15 protein-coding genes are annotated in these 25,641 nt (G+C 37.8%); 5 read left to right on the top strand and 10 right to left on the bottom strand.

Annotated elements, in window-relative coordinates; translation table 11 throughout:
* The first annotated feature begins 40 nt into the window (after positions 1-40).
* On the top strand, positions 41-1,630 hold the full coding sequence (locus ACIEHO_RS15005; protein ID WP_406973193.1) for a solute:sodium symporter family transporter: 1,590 nt from the start codon (positions 41-43) through the stop codon (positions 1,628-1,630).
* A 72-nt stretch (positions 1,631-1,702) separates the two neighbouring features.
* Here ACIEHO_RS15005 and ACIEHO_RS15000 read toward each other — a convergent pair whose 3' ends face one another.
* Positions 1,703-3,622, bottom strand: a complete 1,920-nt coding sequence (locus ACIEHO_RS15000) for a glycoside hydrolase family 97 protein (RefSeq protein WP_406973191.1) — start codon at positions 3,620-3,622, stop codon at positions 1,703-1,705.
* Positions 3,623-3,694: 72 nt separating this feature from the next.
* On the opposite strand from ACIEHO_RS15000, the gene ACIEHO_RS14995 reads away from it, so the two are divergent.
* Genes ACIEHO_RS14995 through xylA form a run of 3 tightly spaced genes read left to right on the top strand, consistent with a single transcriptional unit; the run spans position 3,695 to position 7,568 of the window.
* The gene (locus ACIEHO_RS14995; RefSeq protein WP_406973189.1) at positions 3,695-4,711 is read left to right on the top strand and encodes a GntR family transcriptional regulator; all 1,017 of its coding nucleotides are present in this window, start codon (positions 3,695-3,697) and stop codon (positions 4,709-4,711) included.
* A gap of 3 nt (positions 4,712-4,714) precedes the next feature.
* Positions 4,715-6,205 carry a xylulokinase gene (locus ACIEHO_RS14990; RefSeq protein WP_406973186.1) on the top strand — a complete coding sequence of 497 codons (1,491 nt, stop codon included), beginning with the start codon at positions 4,715-4,717 and terminating at the stop codon, positions 6,203-6,205.
* A gap of 37 nt (positions 6,206-6,242) precedes the next feature.
* On the top strand, positions 6,243-7,568 hold the full coding sequence (gene xylA / locus ACIEHO_RS14985) for a xylose isomerase (protein WP_406973184.1): 1,326 nt from the start codon (positions 6,243-6,245) through the stop codon (positions 7,566-7,568).
* Positions 7,569-7,668: 100 nt separating this feature from the next.
* Here xylA and ACIEHO_RS14980 read toward each other — a convergent pair whose 3' ends face one another.
* From ACIEHO_RS14980 to yiaK, 7 genes are all read right to left on the bottom strand, one after another.
* Positions 7,669-8,661, bottom strand: a complete 993-nt coding sequence (locus ACIEHO_RS14980; RefSeq protein WP_406973182.1) for a PorP/SprF family type IX secretion system membrane protein — start codon at positions 8,659-8,661, stop codon at positions 7,669-7,671.
* A 33-nt stretch (positions 8,662-8,694) separates the two neighbouring features.
* Positions 8,695-16,932 carry a T9SS type B sorting domain-containing protein gene (locus ACIEHO_RS14975; protein ID WP_406973180.1) on the bottom strand — a complete coding sequence of 2,746 codons (8,238 nt, stop codon included), beginning with the start codon at positions 16,930-16,932 and terminating at the stop codon, positions 8,695-8,697.
* A 708-nt stretch (positions 16,933-17,640) separates the two neighbouring features.
* On the bottom strand, positions 17,641-18,864 hold the full coding sequence (locus ACIEHO_RS14970) for an FAD binding domain-containing protein (protein WP_406973178.1): 1,224 nt from the start codon (positions 18,862-18,864) through the stop codon (positions 17,641-17,643).
* Positions 18,865-18,941: 77 nt separating this feature from the next.
* Positions 18,942-19,979 (bottom strand): methyltransferase, encoded by a 1,038-nt coding sequence (locus ACIEHO_RS14965; protein WP_406973176.1) that lies wholly within the window; start codon positions 19,977-19,979, stop codon positions 18,942-18,944.
* Between the two features lie 97 nt (positions 19,980-20,076).
* Positions 20,077-20,622, bottom strand: a complete 546-nt coding sequence (locus ACIEHO_RS14960; protein WP_406973174.1) for a serine hydrolase domain-containing protein — start codon at positions 20,620-20,622, stop codon at positions 20,077-20,079.
* A 127-nt stretch (positions 20,623-20,749) separates the two neighbouring features.
* Positions 20,750-20,893 (bottom strand): hypothetical protein, encoded by a 144-nt coding sequence (locus ACIEHO_RS14955; RefSeq protein ID WP_406973172.1) that lies wholly within the window; start codon positions 20,891-20,893, stop codon positions 20,750-20,752.
* Positions 20,894-21,071: 178 nt separating this feature from the next.
* Positions 21,072-22,079, bottom strand: a complete 1,008-nt coding sequence (yiaK, locus tag ACIEHO_RS14950) for a 3-dehydro-L-gulonate 2-dehydrogenase (RefSeq protein WP_406973170.1) — start codon at positions 22,077-22,079, stop codon at positions 21,072-21,074.
* Positions 22,080-22,818: 739 nt separating this feature from the next.
* Between yiaK and ACIEHO_RS14945 the strand changes: the two genes are divergently transcribed.
* The gene (locus tag ACIEHO_RS14945) at positions 22,819-24,096 is read left to right on the top strand and encodes a cytochrome-c peroxidase (protein ID WP_406973168.1); all 1,278 of its coding nucleotides are present in this window, start codon (positions 22,819-22,821) and stop codon (positions 24,094-24,096) included.
* Between the two features lie 640 nt (positions 24,097-24,736).
* On the opposite strand, the gene ACIEHO_RS14940 is transcribed toward ACIEHO_RS14945, so the two are convergent.
* Positions 24,737-25,030, bottom strand: coding sequence for a hypothetical protein (locus tag ACIEHO_RS14940; RefSeq protein ID WP_406973166.1), 294 nt, complete (start codon positions 25,028-25,030; stop codon positions 24,737-24,739).
* A 107-nt stretch (positions 25,031-25,137) separates the two neighbouring features.
* Positions 25,138-25,431, bottom strand: coding sequence for a barstar family protein (locus ACIEHO_RS14935; protein WP_406973164.1), 294 nt, complete (start codon positions 25,429-25,431; stop codon positions 25,138-25,140).
* Positions 25,432-25,641 lie beyond the last annotated feature (210 nt).

The following is a 25,641-nucleotide window of genomic DNA, read 5'->3' as shown; positions in this document are numbered from 1 at the left end:
TGAGCCGATTTTAAAATTTACTAACTAAACTAATTAAATTATGGCATTATTATCTTTTGCGGCCTTTACCCTTTTGGTGGCCGTTATTGCGTGGTGGTCTACAAGAAAAACAGACGAGACGTCTTCTGATGGATATTTCTTAGGTGGAAGAAGTTTAACAGGCCCAGTTATTGCTGGTTCTTTGTTACTTACTAACCTTTCGACCGAGCAAATTGTAGGGATGAACGGTGTATCGTTTAGAGATGGAATACCTATTATGGCCTATGAGGTTGTTGCTGCAATAGCTATGGTTTTTACGGCCTTTATCCTACTACCAAAGTATTTAAAGAGTGGTATTGCTACGATTCCACAGTTTCTAGAAAATAGATATGGCAAATCAACAAAAACCATTGTGTCATTGTTGTTCTTATTGGGTTATGCCATTTCAATGTTACCTACAGTGTTGTATTCAGGTGCGTTGGCAATTAACACGATGTTCGATATTCCTGAAATGCTGGGCATGGGGCCAAAAGGAGCCCTGTGGGTTACCGTTTGGTCAATAGGTATTATTGGTAGTATCTATGCGATTTTTGGTGGGTTGAAAGCGGTTGCCGTTTCTGATTCCATTAATGCTGTTGGTTTGATTGTTGGAGGTTCTTTAATTCCCATTTTCGGTTTAATGAAAATTGGTGATGGTAATGTGTTTAGAGGTTTAAAAACTTTAACTACTGAACTTCCAGAGAAGTTTGATATTATAGGAGGGCCAGATTCTGATGTGCCTTTTTGGACACTCTTTACTGGTATGATTATCGTGAATTTTTATTACTGGGGAACGAATCAAGCCATTATTCAAAGAGCCCTTGGGGCCAAGAATTTAAAGGAAGGGCAAAAAGGACTTTTATTGGCAGCCTTTATTAAAATATTGGGACCATTTATAGTGGTGCTTCCAGGTATTATTGCGTTCTACATTTTTAATGGAGATTTAGCTAATGCTGATGAAGCTTACCCAATGGTGGTAAAAGCAGTATTGCCTTTAGCGTTTATTGGGTTCTTTGCGGCCGTATTGTTCGGTGCCATTTTAAGTTCGTTTAATAGTGCCTTGAACAGTTCGGTAACCTTATTTGGACTTGATTTCTATAAAGCGTATTTTAAACATGATGCAACCGAAAAACAGGTAGTGAAGGCTGGTAAAACATTCGGTATTGTACTGGCTCTGTTTTCTATGGCAATAGCTCCTTTACTTTATGGTGTGCAAGGTGGTATATTTACATATTTACAAGAACTAAACGGTACGCATAGTGTACCGATTTTAGCCATAATAATTGTTGGGATATTTACAAAACGTGTTTCAGGAAAGGCTGCAAATATTGCCATTTTATTCAGTGCAGTAACGTATTTAATTTTATTGTATGTGGTAAGACCGATGTGTATTGAGTCTGGTACTTATTTTCCGCACTTCTTACACTTAATGGGAATGCTATTTGCTACTGTTGTTATTATCATGTTTGTTGTTAGTAAGTTTTATCCTAGAGAAACAGATTATTCACAGGAATACACCAAGCAAGTGGATATTACACCTTGGAAATTCTTAAAACCTGTTGGTTATGCTGTTGTTGCAGCGGTTATTGGACTTTATATATACTTGTCATAAGAAAATGTAATCGAATTAAAAAAGGGGAGCAATTTCAAATTGCTCCCCTTTTTTATAGTATAAACATCAATTTTAAAACTTCATTACAAAACCGCCGTAAGCTTTCATCGCAACATTTACTGCAGAAGATGTTTTAATAGTGTTTTGAATAAACCCTTTACTATTGTCAGCAATAATAAATCCATTGTTTTTTTGAATAAAGGATAAATCTATGGTAAAATCTTTCGATTTATTTTCACCATTAATGCCAACTATAAACCATGAATCATTTTTTCTTCTGGCTATAATCACATCTTTTCCTGGGAAACCGTCAATAAATTTAGATTCATCCCAGTTGGTGGGGATATCTTTAAGATATTCAACAACAAAGTCTGGTTGTTTGGCCATGCCCATTGGTGTTTCGGCAATATGTTGAATACCCGAAAGAAAAAGTACGGGCAAGGCCAGCTCAAAGGCATTCGTGGTTACTCTATTTATGTTTGGAATTGAATCCAAAACCATTGGTGTAAAATCCATAGGGTCAAAAACATTTCTGGTGAATGGTAACATGGTGCAATGGCTTGGTTGCAAATTGGCATTGACTTGTTCAAACGTTATAAATTCTTCACCTTTTATGGCTTCTACAGTCATTAAATGCGGGTAGGTGCGTTGCCATCCACGTGGAAGAGTGGCTCCGTGAAAATTAACCAAAAGCTTATGCTCGGCAGCATCTTTTAAAATATCGTGGTAATAGGCAATCATCGATTGGCCATCGCCTCCAAAAAAATCTATTTTAACCCCGGAAACACCTATATCATTCAGTTTTTTAAATTCTTGTTTTCTGCCGTTTTGGGTCAAAAGTTTGTCTTTTGGTGTGTAAGGCGTGGTATTCCAACTTCCGGCGGAGTTATACCAAACCAGTAGCTTTACATTTTTTGATTTGGCGTAATTTGTAAGTTCATTCATTTTTTCGTAGCCAATTTTACGGTCCCAATCGGCATCAATTAAACAATAGGGCCAATTCATTTTGGATGCATATTCAATAAATTTAATCGATGTTTCATAATTAGTAAAATCGTCTTTCAGCAAAACCCAGCTCCATGATGATAACCCACTTTTAATGAACGACGTATCCATATCAATGGCATTTTCGGCTAAGTCGGTACCTAAAGTACTTTCGGTAATGGTTTTTAAAGATCCGATGGTAATAATTCGCCAAGGGGTGTACCATGGGAGTTGAGATTCTGGGTTTAAAGTGCCACCAGGAAAAACTTCCTCTTTCTGCGGAAATGTAACCTGTAAAGCACCAAGCTCGTCATTGTATTTTAAGCGGGTTCCACAGTAATTATCAGCCAATGAGGTTTCCGAAATAAGTGTCCAGATATCGCCCGTTCTAAACAAGGCAGGATAAACCCAACCTTCTTTGATAGATGATTTTTTATTGACTGAAATCTCCATTTCATAATGCTCTTCGTAAGACGGATGCACTTGTTCCCAGCCCGTTTTTGCTCGAGACATGGGTTGTAACCAACCCTTGGTATTATCATTAAAATTATAAGTGGTTTTTTCCTCAGTTATTTTTTTGATATCGGTTGAAGCCTCCGGAAATTTATATCTAAAAGCCACACCATCATCTGATAATCGAAAAATGATATTCATTTTATTGCCGTCTTTATTTTCGGTTTGAACTATATATTGATTGGCTTGATAAGTGATGTTTTTTTTCTTTCCTTGGAGCATGGTATAGGAATCGGTCACAAATTCGGCATCTGAAACATTGATGATGTTTAAATCGTTATAAAAATTACTATCTGCCCTTAATATACCTAACTGTGAAGAATCAATAACGATTTGATTATCCTTTAAAACTTGGTAAATAATGGTTTTATTTGGTGTAACTTCAATGTTAACCGCCAACGAGCTATCAGGGTTTTTTAGAATAAATGACGTTTTGTTTGAATTGCACGATAATAACACAAAACAAGTAGCAAAAAGGGTGAAAATGGATTTCATATATAAGTGTTTTTATTACACTTGTGAAAATACAAAAATCTATTGATATTATTCAAAATTTTATCGTTACATTTGCATACCAGAACAGAACAGAACAGTTTGCGGATTTTTGACTTCGATTTTAACAGTGAGATTCCAAAGTATCAGCAGTTAGTTAATGCTATTAATGATGCTTTAGCCAACAACACGATTACCATTGGTGACGCTTTACCTTCGGTAAATAGTATTTGTAAAGATTATAGTTTGTCGAGAGATACCGTTTTTAAGGCCTATTCTATATTAAGGGAGAATGGGGTAGTGGAGTCTGTGCCCAACAAAGGCTATTATGTGGCGGGCAACACCCGAAAAGTGCTTTTGGTTTTAGATACCTTTAAAGCCTATAAAGAAGTGCTTTATCACGCTTTTGTAAATAATTTACCCAAAAATATTATTGTTGATGTTCAATTTCACCATTACAAAATAGGTAATTTCAAAACCATTTTAAACAATAGTAAAGGCCGGTATTATAAATATGTGGTAATGACCTTTAATCACAAAGACGTTCCGCAGGTGTTGTCAGATTTTGACAACGACGATCTATTGTTGATTGATTGGGCGGTTCATTCTAAACCATCCCATAATTATGTGTTTCAAGATTTTGGAAATGCATTTTATGATGCTTTAAGTAAGGCTATCGTTCCGTTTAAAAAGTATAAAAAATTGGTTTTTGTTTATCCAACGTTCACCAGTCATCCAACTGAATCGGTTTCATACTTTAAAAAATTCTGTGAAACGCATACAATTAAGTACAAGGTAATCACGAATCCTGATGAATTTATAATCACCAAAGGAGAAGCTTATATAAGTGTGAGCGATCGGATTTTGGGATTTTTTTTGGAACAGTGCAGAGCCAATCATTTTGAGCCTGGTACCGATGTGGGCTTTTTATCATATAACGAAACACCAATGAAACCCTTTATTTATAAAGGCATTTCGGTAATATCAACAGATTTTAAACAGATGGGTGCTCAAGCCGCCAGTTTTGTTACAAATAACAATTTATTACAAACCTTTATACCAACAAATTTAATATTAAGAGAATCATTATAAACTATGTATTATTTAGGATTAGATATAGGAAGCTCCTCGATAAAAGCAGCTTTAGTAGAAATGGCTACAGGAAAGAGCCTTGGAGTAGCACAGGAGCCTGAAAAGGAAATGGGCATGGATGCTCCTAAAAATGGGTGGGCCGAACAACATCCGGACGATTGGTGGCTGCATGTTTGTAATGCTATAAAAAAGTTGAAAATACACCATGGTATTGACGCGGACGAAATAAAAGGAATCGGTATTTCCTACCAAATGCACGGTTTGGTAATTGTTGATGAATCAGGCAATCCGCTTAGAAAAAGTATCATTTGGTGCGATAGCCGTGCCGTTGAAATTGGAAATAAAGCTTTTGCTGAAATAGGTGAAGCCAAATGCGCTTCCAGTTTACTCAATTCACCAGCAAATTTCACGGCATCAAAGCTAAAATGGGTAAAGGAAAACGAGCCAGAAACGTTCAAAAGAATTCATAAATTTATGCTTCCTGGTGATTACATAGCATACAAATTTTCAAACACTATTAATACCACTATTTCTGGACTTTCAGAAGGTATATTTTGGGATTTTGAAAACGACTCCATAGCTAATTTCCTTTTAGACCATTATGGTATCGATGGAAAATTAATACCTGAAATTGTTGATACCTTCGGAAAACAATCTGTGGTTGACAAAAAAGGAGAGGTGGAGAGTGGCGTAGCCGCCGGGACTCCTATTTTTTATAGAGCGGGCGACCAACCGAACAATGCGTTATCTTTAAACGTGTTTAACCCAGGAGAAGTGGCCGCAACAGGTGGGACATCGGGCGTGGTTTACGCCATTACGGATAGTCTTTCAGTAAAGGAAAGTGCCCGTGTAAATAACTTTGCTCACGTTAATTACCAGAAAGACGCCGATGCCAGAATTGGTAAATTATTGTGCATTAATGGAGCAGGCATTCAGTACAGATGGTTGCTGAATAATTTAGATGTGAGCAGTTATGATGAAATGAATACTCTGGCATCGCAAATTCCTGTTGGATCTAATGGCGTATCATTAATCCCTTTCGGAAACGGTACCGAGCGAATGCTGAACAATAAAGAAATAGGAACCCGAATTGTTAACCTCAATTTAAACAATCACCACAAAGGACACCTATGCCGAGCAGCACTTGAAGGCATTGCTTTTTCTTTTGTTTATGGTATAGAAATCTTAAAATCCGATGGTATAAAACCTAGTGTAATACGTGCCGGCAACGATAATTTATTCCGTTCGGAAATTTTTGCAAATACTGTATCGACGCTTATAGAACAAGAAATTGAGATTTATAATACCACTGGAGCCATTGGCGCAGCTCGGGCAGCAGGTTTACATAAAGGCGATTTTGAAAGCTTCGGAAAAAACATTATTGATAATGATTACGTTATGACCTTTAGGCCTTTAAAAGATAAAACGACTTACTTAGAGGCCTATAATAATTGGAAAAACGAACTCGAATTAATTTTAAAAACAAAAAAGTAAAACTTTAAACGAATCAACAAAATAAATATTCAAAATTATGGCATTAATAGGGAACAAAGAATACTACAAAGGTATCAACGACATTAAATTTGAAGGCAAGGAATCAGACAATCCTTTGGCGTTTAAATACTACAATCCAGAACAGGTAGTAGCAGGTAAAGCCATGCGCGACTGGTTTAAATTTTCGGTAGCTTATTGGCACACCTTCTGTGGTCAAGGAAGTGATCCGTTTGGTCCAGGAACACAAAACTTTGAGTGGGACAAATCATCAGACCCTATTCAGGCAGCAAAAGATAAAGCCGATGCAGCATTTGAATTCATCACAAAAATGGGCTTCGGTTATTACTGCTTTCACGATTACGATTTAGTGCAAGAGGGCAGTACTTTTTCAGAATCAGAATCTAGATTAAACACCATAACCGAGTACCTCAAACAAAAACAAGCCGATTCTGGTGTAAAATTACTTTGGGGAACAGCCAACTGTTTTTCAAATCCACGTTATATGAACGGAGCAGCGACCAATCCAGAGTTTAATGTGGTGGCGCGAGCTGGTGGGCAGGTAAAATTAGCCTTGGATGCCACTATAGCTTTAAACGGAGAAAATTATGTGTTTTGGGGCGGACGCGAAGGTTACATGAGTTTGTTAAATACCGACATGGGCCGTGAGTTAGACCACATGGCGCAATTTTTAACCATGGCCAAAGACTACGCTCGTGCGCAAGGTTTTAAAGGAAATTTCTTTATTGAACCAAAACCTATGGAGCCATCAAAACATCAATACGATTTTGATACTGCTACCGCTATAGGGTTCTTAAAAGAATACGGGTTAGATAAAGATTTTAAAATAAACATTGAAGTAAACCATGCTACTTTGGCACAACATACCTTCCAGCACGAAATTGCTGTAGCTGCTAAAGCTGGTATGTTGGGTAGTTTAGATGCCAACCGCGGTGATTATCAAAACGGATGGGATACCGACCAATTCCCTAATAATATCCAAGAAACAACCGAGGCAATGTTGGTATTCCTTAAGTCTGGAGGTTTACAAGGTGGAGGTGTTAACTTTGATGCCAAAATTAGAAGAAATTCAACTGATTTAGACGATGTGTTTCACGCGCATATTGGTGGTGCAGATACTTTTGCAAGAGCATTGTTAATTGCTGATAAAATCATTTCATCATCACCTTACGAGAAATTAAGGGAAGAACGTTATTGCTCTTTTGATTCTGGAAAAGGAAAAGATTTTGAAGCTGGAAAATTAAGCATGCAAGATTTATATAAAATAGCTCAAGAAAATGGAGAGCTACCATTAAAGAGTGGAAAACAAGAATTGTTTGAGAATATTATCAATCAGTATATTTAGTCTTAATAATAACTAGAAAAAAAGGTTTAGCGAAAGCTAAGCCTTTTTTTGATTTTTTTAATTTTGCTGATATATCTATTATCTATAAGTAAATATATCATCAATCATGCACGGGGCTTTGCGTGCAAGGGCAGTTGCTGATGCCCTGGAGGAAATCCAGCCCTATGGTGACCACGTGGGTACCCGAGTTGTAGCCCGAAAGGTCGTTTGTGGTGATCTGGTAGGCATAGCCAAAATAGAAAATGGACTTTTTGAATCCGACCATGGGACCAATATTCAGTGGTTTAAAAAACTGGTCGTTCAAAAAGCGGTATGAGATGCCTGCCCAATAATAGTCCTCATTTCTGTTGTATTTCCTGAACTTAAAGTTTACATCGGTACTGGAACGCTTGTCGCTGGTGAACATCTGGAAGAACATGGACGGCTCGAACTCCAGGCCGCTTTTTTTAGGTCCCCTGAAAGTGTAGCCCGTGTACATTTGGTAGTTCAGGAGTAGGTTGGGTTCAAGCTTTCTCAAAGAACTGTCAAAATCCTTGTCAAGGACATTGTTTACGTTAAAGCTCAAAAAATAGCCCTTTAGCCTGAACAAGGCACCTACATCGAAATTATGGTTGGTGGTCCTTCTATCGTCAGTTACAGATGAATCAAAATAAATTGGAACTCCTTGGTCGTCGTATGACACAAAATTACTTGTATCAATCCTGAAATTATTTAAGTTATACGAAATCCCAAAGGACAGGTACATTTTGGAGTAATAGTCCAAAATAAGGTGGTGCGCGAACGAAAACTTGGCACCCGTTTGGATGGTGTTGCCGTTTCTATCGTTATATAAAGAGAGTCCAACGCCCGTACGGTCGGCAATCCTGATATCGCCGTAGAACGATTGGTTGTCGGGGGCGCCCTTGATGCCCACCCATTGTGTAAGGCCATTGGCCCTAAGCTTTAGGTTGTCACCAATTCCGGCATAGGTTGGAGAGACCACAAAATTATTGTCTGCCAAATATTGCGTGAATACGGGCAAGTTCAGTTCTTGCCCATAACTTTTGGTTATGGCCAGGAGCAGAATGTATATGGTTAAAGTTCTTATTCTCATAATATTATTTTTGAGGGTTCTTCCGCTAAACCATTATCTGTAAAGTGTAAAGTGTCCTACAAAATCTCGGTCGTCCTTAGGATCGTTAAGTTTTACGACGTACCAGTAATCACCAGTAGGCAACTCTTTTCCGTTGTATTTACCATCCCATTTTTCATCAACTTTAAGGGTCGCTATCTTCCGCCCATAACGGTCAAAGATATCGAAGGTCAGGTTTCTATATTGACTGGTACAACCAGGGCCCCAACCGCCATTTTCTGGTACAAAGTAATTGGGGATACATACATCAACATATTCGAAATACCCAGATGCAGTTGCTGTACAGCCATAAGCATCCGTTACGGTAACCGTATAGTTTCCGGATTCATAAATGGCAAACTCATTCTCGCTCCCAAACGACTCACCGTTCAGCGTAAATTCATAAGGCTCTGCTCCACCAGTTGCCATGGCTACGATTTGGTTGATTACGCCATCGCCAATAGCCAATTGGAGCTGTTCGTATTGTTCCACATCAAAAGGTGCCGTACGCTGTATGCAACCGTTGGTGTGCCTCACGTCAATATAATTACCTATTCCCGCAGGAACATCAATAAAAATATTACTGGACTGGTATGGGCCACTGTTTAACGAGTAATCCAAATCAGCTGGGTCGACGCTATCATCAGTCGTTACCATAACCATATTGGTCGATATATTGTTGACGCAATCAAACGTCACCTCAACCAATGGGTTAATGGCCACCGATTCCGGGAAGGTAATGTTCCATTCGGTTTCACAGCCCAAAGCATCGCGCACGTAAACAATGTGGTCGCCGCCCTCTAGGCCGGTAAAATCAAATTGTGTCTGGGTCGCGCTTCCCATTGTGTAGGTACCCTCGTAGTCATCCAGACTGACGCTATAGGGCATGTTGCCGCCCGAAATTTCAATGCTGAACATACCGTTTAAATCACCTGAACAAACTTCAGGAACAATAGAATTGGGTACAATGGTAAGTGCAACAGGTATAGCGTCGTTTATTGTGAAATCGTAGATTAAATAACATCCAAGTTGATCCTGTACGATAACCTGGTAATCGCCAGGTGCCAGTTCATCAAAAACAGGTTCTTCAAAGAACTGGTCCATTTGTGGCGAAATGGCATATTTTATGATTCCTGTACCACCAGAGGCTGTTATTTCCAACATACCGTTGTTGGTTCCTGGACAGGTAATGTCTGTAGTAACAAAGCTTGCTGTTAGTGGTGCTGATGGCTCATCGATATTGACTGGTTCACTTATTGTTAAACAGTCACCGCTATCAACTCTCACTTGATAGTTCCCAACCGGTAGATTTGTAAATATTCCCGGGCTATCTTGAGTTACGGGGTCAATGTCGTTTCCAGAGGTATCTTGAAGCGTATAGACATAATTGCCTAGACCGCCCTCGGCAACGGCCACGATAACTCCCGTGGTGTCTCCTGCACAGTTAATTGTGGCGTTGGATATATCTAGATTAACTATCAAGTTCGGTAACGGATCAATGGTTATTTCATTAGAAACATTAGCCGTACAGCCATTGACATCCCTAACGTAATAGGCATGGGTGCCATCGGAAACAGGGAAAGTTACAGATGATGCAAACGAACCCAGAACAGAAGTAAAAGAAGCCGTATCACTGTACTCATAACTTCCGGTTCCTCCAGATGCGCTCAATGTAAGTGATGCATCGGTCAAACAGGTATGGGAGGTTTCTTTGACCAAATTGGCCTGAATAGGTGATGGTTGGTCTATGGTGACATCCGTTGATATGAACTCACAGTTATAGCCATCGGTAACCGTCACATTGTAAGTACCTGCTCCCAACCCGCTGAAAACATTAGAGGTTTGAGGTCCAGAAGCGCTCACCGTTGGCGAAACCCTGTTTAGGGTATAGGTATAGTTGCTGCCCTGCCCACCTATAGCGTTGACCGTAATAATGGCATTGGTATCCCCGAAACAATCCAGTAAATTCGTACTGGCCGTAACCGTGGCGCTAATAGGTGTTGGTAAATCTAGGGTAATATTTTCTGAAACGACACAGCCACCGGCATCTCTTACGTTTACGGTATATGATCCTGCCGATAGGTTGGCAAAAGTTCCGTTTGGAGAATAGGCAACCGTAGCTGCTCCGGTTAGTTCGTATTCATAAGCTCCCCAGCCACCACTGGCAACTGCCGAAATGGTGCCTAGGCCGTCGTCACAGGTAACGTTTGATGTTTCATCAACATCTAAAGTCAATGCCTCTGAAGGCGAATTTATGACAACGCTTGATGTTGCTGAACAGAATGGATTGGCAGTTTCGGTAATCACTACCGAAAATGTGCCAGCTGTCATTCCGGTTACCACCGTTGGGTTGGTAGCTGTGTTTGCCGCCACGGTTCCCGTTATAGAAACACCCAAACTATCGAAAACTTCATAATTGTATGGTCCACTGTAACCGCTCACGTTGATTTCAAATGAGCCGTTATTATCGCTGAAACAGGTTATGGCTGTTGGCGTAGTTGTAAATGTTGGTGCCGGGGTCTGCTGAACAACTACCGTAGCCTCCGCCGTACACAAAGTTACGGCATCGGTAATCGTAATAGTATAGGTTCCCGAAGGGACTCCCGAAAATATATTCCCGCTAAAGCTTATCGAGGCCGTACTTGGACTGATGGCATAGTTGTATGTACCGGAGCCTCCTGATCCCGTTACGGTTATCTCGCCGTCATCGTCGTTACAGGTCGCCACGGCCGTTACATCTGGCACTAAATTAATCGGTGCTTCAATGTCTACCGTAACTAGATTGCCACATCCATTGGCATCCCGTACCTCAATAGTGTGGGTTCCCGAAGCTAGATTTGAAATGCTGAAAGGTGCAGTGCGCGTTTGGAATGCTCCGCCATCAACACTATAGCTGTATGGCGCAATGCCTGCAGATGATAAGGTTACATCAATGACAAAACTACCCTCAGTTGCCGTACATTGATTATTGGTTGATGCTGAAATTACGGGTACTGGGTCTGAATCCAAAACAACTACTGGAGTAGACCGAACACATCCGTACGCATCCTGTACATGGACGTAATAGCTGCCCGCATCCGCATTGAACGTACTGGCAGAAGCCCATAATGGGTCATTTGCCAAAGGTGGTGTGGCCAATGTGGTCATTTGGTACAGATATGGTGCCGTGCCGTTGGTGGCTACCGCACTGATTACTCCAGAAGTGGGGTTACAGTTTGCGTTTTGGTCCACCGTGGCATCAATATTCAAATCGATGGCAGATTCTGTTATATTAAAGGGTGTTTGCGTCACCACACTACATCCTTCATTTGCAGCACTAACAGTTTCTGTAACGAGGATAATATAGCTTCCAAAAGGCAGTGTTCCTAAATTAGATACCGATAAAGTGCCATTTGCAGGAATAGCCCCAGAACCGGAAACGCCTGTTGTTGATAAGTCTTGGGAATTCAGTACTTCATAATCAATATTGGTGCTTGTGCCATAAGTACCGTTGATATTAAAGCTAACATTGCCATCGGCGCTTCCAACACAAGTGATATTATTAGGAACAACAGAATCTACAGTTAATGTGGAATTTGTCGGTATAGGGGTGGCCACGGTTTCATAGTAATAGCACATTGTGTTTTCATCATAAACAATAAATGTATAGGTCGCCCCTGTAATTAAATTGTTAAAAGTTGTTTTTTCACTTCCAACGGCATCTTCTGCTTGCCATCCTGGTCCAGGATAGGTCATGCCTGATCCGGTATAAATAGCAAAATGGTATGGTCCTGAACCAGCTAGCGGTGTGCCTATACTAATCTCTACTGTACCACCTGAAACACAATCTGCTGTAGCGTTTATAGCAATATCAAGGTTGTCGGGTGGTGATGACACTAATATATTTTGCTCCATAAAAGAACAACCGTTGGTATCGGTAACTATAATTTCGTACAACCCAAAATCTACCACTTCAAAAACCTGCGTGCCACCCGTTTGATTGGTTATCTGGTTATTGTACCCATTCACGCTCGTTACATGATAAGTGTAATTAGGTGTTCCGCCGGTCACGCCGTCTATAATGATCCTACCCAACGATATACCTCCTGCTCCACAGGTAATTGGTTCGGTGCTGTAAGTGACATTTATAGGGGTAGGGTCTGTAATAGTTATGGTTTCAGTATCCGTACACGCATTGGCATCGGTCAGTGTTATGGTATAATCTCCAGCAGGTAGGCTTGAAGTTTGCGTACCATAGTTCATTCCTGTTGTATTATTAAATACATTTATTGTAAAAGACGGTGTGCCCACGCTGTTGTTAATAGTAACTTCAATTGCTGCATTACTATCACCATTACATAAAACAGGCTGTGTTTGGACCACAGATGTAATTTCAGGTAACGAAATGGCATTTATGGTTTGAACACCGGTTTCGAATGTACACCCATTGGCGTCTGTAATTAAAAACTGGTATGTACCATCCGATGGCGCATTATGGCCGAAAGAGGTTCCCGAAACAGCAGTTGAACTGCCGTAAGCGCCACCGTTAAAAGAAACTTGATAATTGAACGGGGCTGTTCCTTCAGAGATGGTTGTCGTTATGGTTCCATCCGGTGATGCGGTGCAGTCCAAATCCTTTGTTATCACAGTATTGGCCGTTAAATAAGGCAATGGAGCGATGGTAAACGATTCGGCATAAGAACAATCATTGGCATCTCTTACTTCAAAAGTATATGTGCCAGGTGCCAAACCTGTAAAAATATTTGATGCTTGGTATGCCGTTGCTGCCGGTGAAACGATTCTGTATTCTAAAGGTGAAGTTCCACCAGTCGAAGTCACCGTAACATCTGACGTAAGAGCCGGACAACTTAAAGCTGCTGGACTAAAATCTAAATCTGTTGGCGGGTCTAACGGAGCGATGGTTATCGGTGCCGTTATGAACGTACACCCACTGGTATCCCTTATGGTTATGGAGTAGGTGCCATCGGTCAACCCTGAAAAGGTATTTCCTGCTTGGAAATTAACGCCGTCAATACTATATTGGTAAGGGGCCGTTCCTCCTGATACACCTGATACCGAAATTTCTCCATTGCTTGTACAGGTAAGGGGCGAGGTTAACGTCGCCGTACCTGAAATTTGGGGAGCTGCGGTTATGGTAACCGTTTGTGGTGCTGTGGTACAGACATCTGGTCCCAAGGCGTACCTTACGATAACCTCGTAATCACCAGCTGTTAGTCCATTGAATACTGGCGATGCCGTATAGGTCGTACCGTTGTCTATACTGTATTCTAAAGTGTTTCCGTTCGGATTGGTCACATTGATGTCGATGGCCCCAGAAGTGGCATCATCGGTACACGTAATATTAGTCGGTGATACCGTAAAATCTGGTGCTGATATGGCATCAACTGTAATGGAGGTTGTTGCGCTACAGCTGTTAAGATCATATACTGTAATATCATAAACACCTGGTGCGTTAACTATATAAACTGGAGTATCTTGTGAAACAGTATCACTGTTAATAAAATACGTATATGGCGGCGTACCACCAGTAGGGTAAATGGTTATTTCTCCGTCTGTACATGTAAGTGGACTAGTCAGTGCAGCCGTGACTTCTAACAAAGGGGGTTGGATGATTTCGATGTCTTCTGTGTAAGTACAACCATCATCAGTAGTAGCGTTTACTGTATAAAACCCGGGGTTGAGGTTTTCAAACCTATAATCACTCCCAGCTATTGGGCCAACACTGTTTACTAAAGTGGCTCCATCGTAAATGCTAAAATAGTACTGTGGCAGGGCATCATTAACGGCTAAGAGAATGGAGCCTCTATCATCATAACATACAGGTTGAATTACTGTAGATGTTACTGTAAAATCTCTTTGTCTTATATAAACTTCTGGGGTTTCAAAAATACAAGGATTTGTATCAACACCTATTTGTTTGATGTATACCAAATAGTAACCTGGAGTATTAACTTCAAATACATTTGAGCTTTGCCATGGACCATTAGGGTCTAGGCTATATTCATAACCAGAAGGCACGCCTCCAACGGTAATTTGTCCTGGGGTAGTACATAAAATATCTTCAGCGCTCACAGTAGGCTCTAAAAGATTAGTGTACACATTAAAATAGAAAATGTTAAAACATCCCCCTGGATAGTTAATTACCAATCTAAATTGCCCCGAGGTGTTAGCAGTGTAATCTGAGCCAGAAGCCACTTGATTCCATGTACAGGAATCATTTTCGTTGGCACAATCTTCAACACCTACTTCTGGACAACTAGTTTCGTCTAATTGTTGCCAAATTATTGAGACAGCATCACTAACTCCTGTATTTATAACACGCTCATCATTGGCTCCACAAAGAAAAATATAGGGCAGTACTTTACCATCATTTGGACAAACAGGTAATAAGTCTGCGTATGGTATTACAGGATTTGTTATGTCATTACCATAAGTTATAACATTAAAAATCTCTTGGACTGATAAACAATTTGAATTTGTTGTATTGGTAACATAGTAGGTTCCTGTTTCGCTAGCGCTAAAAGATTGTCCATTGGCAATAACTGGAGAACCAGAAGGGCTTGTTGACCATGAGTAGGTATCATAACCTGCTAAAGCGGTAAGTGTTACGCTTTCGCCACAAAGTATTTCTGTTTGCTCAAAGTTACAGTCTGATATATCTACTAAAAAATTGGTTGGTCCTGGCTCGCTCAAGCATTCAAGCTGAGCATAACTTCCTTCTTCTTCAATAACGGTTGGGTTTAGGACACCTTGGTATGTGCCAAAGGCCTGATTTATTATTTCGTTGCTACAAGCTTGAGCCAATTCGTAGCAGTTTGAAACAACCTGCACGGCTAATCGAATAACAAACATTGGATCATTTATTTCTACAGAACTATCCGGAACATTAAAAATAATTGTTCTTGTTGTTGGGTCATAAGATTGTAATGTGGCCCCCCCTGCGTTGCTTAGGTCAATATCTGTTGCAGGGTCAAAAATAATATTTTCAGGTAAAACATCCTTAATAGTGAATTGCGTAATATTATCATTACCAATGTTTTGGTAAGTTATTTCGTAAAATACATTTTGCCCTAAAACAACATCGTCTCCATCAATATCATTTCCGTTTTCATCAAGTACAATTTTAGTCAATTCAATATCTGGTGCTATTATATCAACTGCAAAGGCTGAGAAAAAAGCAAAAATAGGATCGGCTTGACCACGCGCTACCTGCAGTCTAAAATCGGCTGAAGTATCATTATTTTTAATATACTCAGGTTCTGAATTTAAAATTTCAAGGAAACCTGTATCATACCCTAAAGTGTTTTGGCTATTTGGAACTCTTGGGTTATTGATACTAGGAGGGTTAGGGTTATGACCAAAACCAAGGTTTTCAATTACAGATCCAAAGAATTTATTAGCACTTCTGTCGTCTGTAGTAACCTCTTTGCCATTAATCTCTAATTTGGTTGCTCTTTTTGTTCTATCGCCATCAAGTGCTCCATAAGCAAATTGCAAATCAATAGGCCCTGCGGGAGGTGTAGTAAAACCAGTTACGGGTACCGTTTCTTGATGACCATCGAAAATATGACTAAAGCCATCAAAAAGTGTAAACGATTTAGTATGTAATTCAGGATCTTCATAAATAACAATTAAAGACCAACCCGCACTTAACCCTGTTGAATTATTGAATCCTTCACTCGAAACTACATTCGCCATGGTATAAGTTCCTTCAATATCTGATAATGACGAAACAATATCGGTTACATCGGCAAAACAGGCATATGGCGTATTTCCTGGTTCGTTATTTTCCGGTATAATTGGATTTACAATCGCGTCATAAATTAATTCACCAGAAATGTCGCTATACGATGTGCCACCAGGTATTTTAAACTTTACGTTGGTTATATTAGATCGATCTTCTCCATCATTTAAAAGTGCAGCCCAATATAATCCTGCAAAAGCTACACGATAACAGTCAGTTGAAGTTCCGTCCTGATGGTCTGCTAAAACTAAATCTGCACTACTAGAGCTAAAGGTAGAATTGTCTGCATCAATATCAATATATTGCATGGAGACATCTTGATTGTCACGTGTTAAATCGTTAAATGGCTGGTTGTCTTGTCCAATAATTGCGTTACCAATAACTAACATGCTGCCTTTTACATCCATTTTTTCTCTAATAGTAAATGGCTTGTAGGTTTGTGAAAAACTACCGAGGCTAAGTAATAATAGTAAAACAAAGACTATTTTAAAATAAGTAGGTTGTTTCATTGCAATATTTGGGTTGGTTTAAATTTTGAATTTTGGGCATTTATCAAAAATAAACTCAGTAATTAAAAATATTCATACATTAAATAATCAGTTTTTATTTTAACTGTGGTATTTATACCATACAATTAGAGCAAATGTAAAATAAAAATCGATAAAACGCTAATATTTTGGATGAAATGCAGTTTTTTGTTCAGGATATCGAAGTTTTATTTTTAAAAATTTGTTATCTTGTCCGAAGGTACTGTCATTTTTGTATATCATTCTTTTTTAATCTTTTATCTGACAGAAATAAGGCCATGCTTGATGGCAGGTTTTATAACCCTAGCCTAATATTCAGAAAAGCTTTTTTGTTTCGATTACCGTTTGGCAGCTGTTTTGCTGTGGTAGTAGTATATATATAGTGTTTGAGTAAGAATGAACAGCATATAGCACTTCTAAATTAAATCAATTTACTACTACTAAATTTGTTTATGACGTCGATATAATATCTTTGAACCTTTTCTATCTGTTCAATAGTGCTCATTTAAATAGCATAAAAACTGAAGAAGACATAAATGAACATCAATTTTGAATATATTTTTCATTTGTTTGTGTATTTAGTCCAGGATAATAAAAAATTCTGTATGAAATTTGTACAGATGTAGTAGTATATAACAGTCTTGGATAAACTACATTTTAATGCAGTTTAGGGTTTGTTGGCGGAAATTTTTACATCATATAATTGAAGTTTTCAGGAAACGTAACTGACGCTTTCCACCATTCCTTGGTGGTTTCTTCATCCACTGTGGCAAAATCCAGTTGCTCCCAGATGTAGGCATTCTCCATTTGAGTGCCTAAAGCCAGTAACCGCTTACCTGTTTGGAGTTGGATCTTGCTCCATTTTTCAAGCGCACCCTCCAAATTGCTACTTTCCTTAAGGCAATTGACCAGATCTTTAACGTTGTTGTAACCTTTGAATACACCCGAACCCGTGAAAGGAGGAACAAATATTCCGGCATCTCCAATAAGGCACATTCTATCTTTTCTGTAGGAGTCTAGATTCAGCGTATAAATAACTTGTATGTAGCTTTCTTTGGTTTTGTTAACCACCTCTGCATAGTGGTCGGGTATATTTTTGGAGAGAAATTTTTTCAAGCGTTCCTCATTTTTCTTGGTAAGGTTTCCTGGCGGAAGTGTTCCGAACCTAATCTTTCCTTCTTTATCCGTCATAAGTTCATCCAATTCTGAATTTGGTATTGCAACGTAAGCGGCCCAATTAAATACCCTTTCACCTTCTTTTATTGAACCATTTTCATTTGGAATAAAATAAACCACATTATGACCTGGTTCATTATTATAAGACAGTCTGAGAATTTCATCCTTTAACGGAGAAGTGCCATCGATTTCAGACTCTTGTAAAAGTCCTCTATAGAGCACATAGCCTCGATATTTGAGTTTCTTTTCAGGAAAAAGAATGCTACGACCCAACGAGTTGTATCCATCAGCAAACAGTACTAGGTCGAACTCCAGCCTGTCATTCGACTCAGTGGTCAGTTCCACTTTCTGGTCTGAGATTGTTTTGGCACCAACTATTTTGATGCCTGCCTGATAGCATTTATCAGGAACATTGGCCCGTAGGTTTTTCCAAAGTTCATTCCATTGGAAAACATGAAAGTTCATAGGCATGGCCCAAGCGGACTTCCCATAAGGTTCTGATGTCCTTATCTTACCAACGAACGGCATCTTATTTATTTGGAAAAAAGCAAAATCATTATTGATAAGGCCGTCCTTTCTAATCTGTTCCATTAGACTTGCTGTTGTTCCTATTCCTCCTCCACGACCTACCAAATCCTTTTTAGATCGCTCAAATACGGTTACCTCATGTCCTTCTTTAATTAGAAGTATGGCTGCGGAACAACCAGCAATAGATCCTCCTATTATTCCTATTTTCATAGTTTAAATTTAATTACCACCGACGGTAGGTAAAAAGAGTGTTTTCAATGCTCTTTTTACGGTATTTGTAAAGGCTTTTACTTGATAGCAATGATAGCACTTGACGGGCCGGTTAAAGGCATTACACTCGTTTGGCTAAATCCTACTTCTTTTGCCCATTGATTAAAGTTGGATGCTGTAAAATCAAAACCTTGGTCTGTTTCGATGGCCATATTTAATGACATCATTAATCCGAATGCATTTTTATTTCTTTGATCATCAATAATATTTTCAATAACTATAAGTGCTCCTCCTTCCGGTAAGGCTGTATAAGCTTTTTTTATTAACATTACTTTATCTTCATAGCCCCAGTCATGAAGAATGTTTCCCATTGTGAGTACGTCTGCTTGTGGTAATTCATCCATAAAAAAATCTCCTGAACGAATCTCTATTCTATCACTTAGTCCAAAAGTTTCGACATTTTCCTTGGCTATTGGACCCACGGGAGGAAGATCAAAAGAAATGCATTTCATATGGCTGTTATTTTTTGTAACATGTATTGAAAGATTAGCCCCTGAGCCTCCAACATCACAAAGAGTTTTATATTTCGAAAAATCAAAATCATGTGCTAGTTTCATAAAGTTCCCCGCTTGAACACCGCCCATGCCATGTATGAATTCTTTTAACCTTTCTTCATTGGCGTAAATGGCTTCGAACAGGGGTTTACCTCCATTTTTAGTCTCATTTTGGGGCTTGCCTGTTTTTAGACATGTCTCTAAGTCATTCCAAAAAGGATACAATCTATTGTTTGACATTTCTAAAATACCTCCAATGTAGGTTGGTTTATTTTTGTCTAAAAACAAATCTGAATCGTCTGAGTTACTATATACAGCATGCTCTCCTAACCCAGAACGGTACAAAAAGCCTAGTGCCACTAAAGTGTCTAGAAAATCGAATAGCGATCTTTCATTCAATCCCAATTTATTTTTAATTTCTTTACCTGATAATGATCCACTGGCGAGATGAGTAAACAACCCCATATTAACAGCTGTAAGTAACGTTTTTGATGCCCAAAACCCCATTCCAATTTGCATTATTTTAGACGGGTCAATTTGATTTTTGTTATTAGTTTCCATGATACAATTGTATTGATTAATAGTTATTATTTAATTTTTGTTAATGTCATTATATGTGAGCCGTTATTAAGTGGCTTATATTTCTTATTAGTAACGGTTAATTAGGATTGAACAGGTTAACGATTTTTTTGAGAATATCCATTCTAACCAGTATACTATTTTCTCTGCCATAAGCACGTTTTGTTTTATATGCAAGAACGACGTTCATAGCCGGAAAAACTGCTATGATCTGTCCCATTTTTTTAGGAGCAGCATAGGCATCTTTAAATTTATTGTCCTTCATATCTTCAAATAACCACCACATATATCCATACCCGAAGTTCACGCCTTTTTCTTTTAAAACGGGAAAATTTTTATGCACCTCTTTATAATTTGTTCTTTGTTTTATCATTTCATTTAACCATGCTTTAGATATTATCTGCTTTCCATTCCATTTATCTTTTTGCAACATCAATTGTCCGATTTTTGCCATGTCTCGGGTTGAAAACCACATGGGATGGGCCCAATATCTTAACTTAGTTGGATCGTCTGCTTCCTTGATCAGTAATGATCTATTCCAAACTTGCATACCCAAAGGTATTGCCAATTGGTTTTCAATTTCATCATAGATAGTCTTTTGGGTTTGCGTTATATTGCCATTCATTTTGAGCATAAACCGAAATTGTAGTAGATAACAATACGGTAAATAGTAATATAAAAATTTTCATAGGATTCTAGTTGTAATGATTCTCAAGTGATTTACGAAGTTTTTTTTAAGTAATGATTAATGTTTACTCCAATCCTAAACTTTCCATATAGGCCATGTTGTTAGTAGGTTTACCTAAAAACGCTTCCAATGTTTCATCAATTTCTTTTTGGGCTCCATTTGCAAAAATGAGCTTTCTATATCTTATTTCTGTTTTGGTATCTCTCAATCCATTTTTTTTTGAATACTGTAAACATATCTTGCGCATATACTTCTGACCATTAATATACACATAAACTGGGAAGCCATTTATATAAATTCAACTAGCCTGGCAATATGTTTCTCAGCATTGATACTTATAAACTTTACCTGCCATTAATAATACAAAATATTGTAAACAGTTTATTTTATTTTTTAGATAGCATCATAATCTTTTGCCAAACACTTTTGTTGACAATAATCCCATTTTTCAAATTTTCGGCTCTGGTAAGTGAACTGCGCTCTCCTGGATAGTAAATTTTGTCTCCTGGATTTATGGGTTCTACACCATGGGTAAAATCAATAATTTCTTCTATGAGTTTTTGCTGTAGTTCTTTATCGTTAAAAACCTCTGGGTAAATACAGATATACAGTTGAGAGATAGCTGTCTCAATTTCTTTTAAACTTATTTTATAGGTAGAATTTCCCGCAGCCATTAAAGTGGCCAGCATATCTAGAACTATGGAAAGGGCTGAGCCTTTCCAATAGCCGATGGGTAATCCCCGCTCTTTTGATAAAATTTTATCAGGATCATTGGAGAGTTCATTGTTGTCATCCCAACCGCCAGGGTAAGGTAACTTTTTACCTCTCAATTTATAATCGTTGATTTTACCGAATGCAAATTGTGAAATTGCCATATCCAATACAACATGCCCCTTTTTCCTTGGTACTGATATTACAAATGGGTTATTGCCGATGCGACTGTCTTTTCCACCCCAAGGTGGCATGTTTGGTTTAGTATTTGTAAAAAGGATCGAAATGCAATTGGCGTCTGCCGCTTGTTTTCCATATGTCCCCCCTCTCATCCAGTGATTGGTATTACGCAATGCCACCATTCCCATTCCATGTTGTTTTGCCAATTCTATGGCTCTGTTTGTACACCTTGTTGCATTGATAATACCAGGACCCAGATTACCATCCCACCGTTCTATGTTGCCAAAAGATTCTATTTTTTCTGCTTCGGCATCAATTTTAATTACTCCATTTTCAACATATTCAATAAAAAGAGGGACGCGGTTTATTCCATGAGAACTTACACCATTTAAGGTGCTTTCTGTAAAGACGTTAGCCATTAATTTTGCCTTTTCTTTGGTGAATTTATACTTAACGAAAAGTTCGTAAAGTACCTTCTGCATATTTTTGGCTGAAATTCGCATAAGTATTTCTGGCTCTATTATAATTGTTTACACGTTTATGTATACGAATGGTGCGGTTTTGTGAGCGAGGATTTTCCGAAAGAAAACCAGAAGACAGCAAAACTGCACTAACTTTGATTAAGTACTAAACTAAGCATTATTTTTATACGAAGTAAGCATTAGTGGTTTTTGTCTGATTTTCACATACTCTAGTATTCTGTTTTTGTTTTAAAAATCTGCTCAAGTATTATTATAAAATCATATTCTCGATATTGGTAAAAAATTGTGTTTCAGGACAAATCTAAAGATTTTCGTATATTTAAGTATGAGTATAACAGATGAAGCATACGAGATAATTATTGCGATCATTTTAATTTCTGTTGCGATGGTTTTGGTGAGCTTCTTAACTAGAAAAAGCAGGAATTTCAGAAGTAATAGAAACAAAAAGGCGAGGAAGCAATTTCCAACTTCTAATTGGATATAGACTATTACATAGTTTCTTTTTTCAGTCAGTAATGCGTTTGGTGTTATTTTATATTCTTTACGTCTAAAAATTCCAACGTGTTCCTTTTCGGTTTTCGTTTTGTAAGATATTCCATTCATTTTTTATTTATCCTCGCCCAAATTTTTTACGGATTATTGGAAGAATTAAGGTGTAAACATGACAAAAGTCATTGGATATTAAATAATTAAGGGTTTAATTAAAAGAGTAAAAAATCCGTTCTTTTTTTTATCAAATATTAATTAATTCCCTTCAGTCATGAGACATTATAAAAATATATTTTTGTTGGTTGTGCTAATAGGATTGTTTTTAAATTCATGTTCTAAAGACATTGAATATAGCAATATTGAAAGTTTCGATCTTAAAACTAATCTTGCTAAAAAGCAAGCGAACATCGCACTAACACCTATTCAAACATTGGGAAAGGAAATTTTCTTTGATAAGATTTCTAGCCCTGGATGGATGGCGTGTTCTTCCTGCCATGCACCTTCTTTCGGTTATTCTGGTCCAATAGCAGGAATCAATATTAATAATGCGGGTGTATATCGAGGAGCAGACCCGCACCGTTTTGGTAACCGAAAACCGCCAAGTGCAGCCTATGCGACGTTTAGTCCTGTTTTTCATTATGACGAACAGGAAGGACTTTTTATAGGGGGAAATTTTTCAGATGGTAGAGCCACAGGTGAATTATTAGGAAATCCTGCCGCTGATCAGGCTTTAGGGCCATTTTTAAATTTTGTTGAGCAAAACAACAAAGAAAAAGAAGATGTTCTAAAAGTTATTGAAAATTCTAAATATGCAGATCTTTGGACTGAGGTCTGGGGCGAGCCTATTGATTATTCTTCAGACACAAAAACTGAAGAAAATTATGGTCGTGTGGGATTGTCCATTGCCGCTTTTGAAGCTTCACCTGAAGTTAATTCTTTCAGTTCAAAATATGACCTTTATCTTAAGGGTGATGCAGCGTTAACACAAAAGGAGGAATGGGGTATGCAATTGTTTAATGACGTAGAAAAAGGAAAATGTTTCTTATGTCATATAAGTGAAACAGGCCCAAATGGAGAACCTCCGTTGTTTACCGATTTCACATTCGACAATATTGGTATTCCCAGAAATCCAGACAATCCGTTTTACGGTATGAACGAGGTTTATTTTGAAAATGGGAAACCTGTTAACCCAGATGGAGAAGATTGGATAGATTCGGGATTGGGAGGTTTTTTGGCAAAACATGAAAATCCTGCATGGGTTGCGATGGCCACCGAGAACATGGGGAAACATAAAGTGCCTACTTTACGAAATATTGATAAAAAACCAGGAAATGGAAGCATAAAAGCTTATGGACATAATGGCTATTTTACCTCTTTAAAGGACATTGTACATTTTTACAATACACGGGATGTTGAAAATTGGCCAATGCCAGAAGTTGCTGATAATGTTAACCACGACGAACTCGGAAATTTAGGATTGACAGATGAAGAGGAAAGTGCCATCGTTGCATTTTTAGGCACACTTTCAGATGGTTATAGAGTAAAATAGGTTGAGTATTAAAATGTGCAAAAACGTGTTCACTTCTGTGTTCAAATGTAAGAAATTCATTTAATAAAGACATAAAAAAACGGTTTAGAGTGAACTAAACCGTTTGTTTTGATATGATTACATTATGTAGCGAGAGGGGGGCACGATCCCCCGACCTCCGGGTTATGAACTCAGCATATGCGTTTTTAAAAACGTATTTACTGGGCTCACAAGCTATAAAATTACAAAATCGTATGCAAAATCGTATGCAGATTTAACCTTTGCGGTTAAAATAATTTAATTCGAAATTACAAAAAATTATTTTTCTAGTAAAATATAAGATGACCCCTAATTTTGTAATTTGCATTGACTTGGAACGTGCCCACGCCTTTTTTATTAAACCTGTATTAAAATCAACAAAAAATCACAGTTGTTGATGAGGTAAAGAACTGTTTTTCAATATTTTTATTTTTTTGGAAAATACTTATTTAAAATTCAAAAAAAATCGAAAAAATAAAACTAAGCAGTTCTAATTTGGGGAAGCTTACACATTTGCTATATCAAAAAGCGGATTACCTTATGATGAAAACTTTGTCTCTAAATTAGCTTAAATTTACTTGTTTTTTAACTCAGACCTTCTTAAGTGTGTAGTTTTTATAATTTAGTCATATTCGGTTTTATAAAATTCCAAGTATTTACTTGTGAATATTTCCATTTCCTTTTTCCCTTTTATTTTAAAACTAGTTACGATTATCAAGCCAACAACAATCAGTAAAATTGGGATTATCCAATTTCCTTTTATCAACATTACAATTGAGAAAATAACTCCAAGAATCAATGCAATTTTCGCGTGAATACTCATTAGGTTCTCAAAGTCAAATTTGATTTCATATTTCTCTTGCTCATTTAAAATTCCTATTATTCTATGATTGTTAAGAAAATGATTTCTTTTCAATTCAAACTTTTCAGATTCAACATATCCTTTTTAAAATCCATTTACAATTAATTTATTCAGAATTTTTAATGATTTTTCGTTTTTGGTAATTGTTTGTTTCATCGCAATCAGCAATCAGTCGCAATTATTAAATTCGGTTGCTCTCCAATTTCTGTTTTTCTATAATTAACGAATGCTCCACATTCTAAAATTGCACTAAGTAATTCAGGGGCATTCTCTTTCAAGAAATTACCATTCTCAATTTGTAAAAGAGTTGGCTTTTCAGTCAATTCGTCAGCACAATCAATCCAAGCATCCATATTTTCTCCATAGTAATCAGGAAAATTCATTTTGGCTTTAAATTCAGAGTGAAATGAATTCCAATCAGTCATTTTTTTACCATCAATTTTGATTTTTATCATTTCGTTTCTCAAAATGTTGGGTAACGGTTGGGCTATGATTTCGTTGTGGAATTTCACGCAGTGAACATTCCGCCCGAAATCTAACCTTAAAATAAAAGTAAGGATTTCCGTTTAGGAAATCCGCCACAATGAATTATAGCCATTGTGCCTGTTGCACAACCTTTCAAATATAGTTTAAAATTTCAATTTCTGCATGAAACTTCTTATTTT

This window comes from Flavisericum labens, assembly GCF_045446075.1.
GTDB lineage: Bacteria > Bacteroidota > Bacteroidia > Flavobacteriales > Flavobacteriaceae > Flavisericum > Flavisericum labens.
Note: the sequence above shows the minus strand (reverse complement) of the source record. Positions and strands in the feature narration are given on the sequence as shown.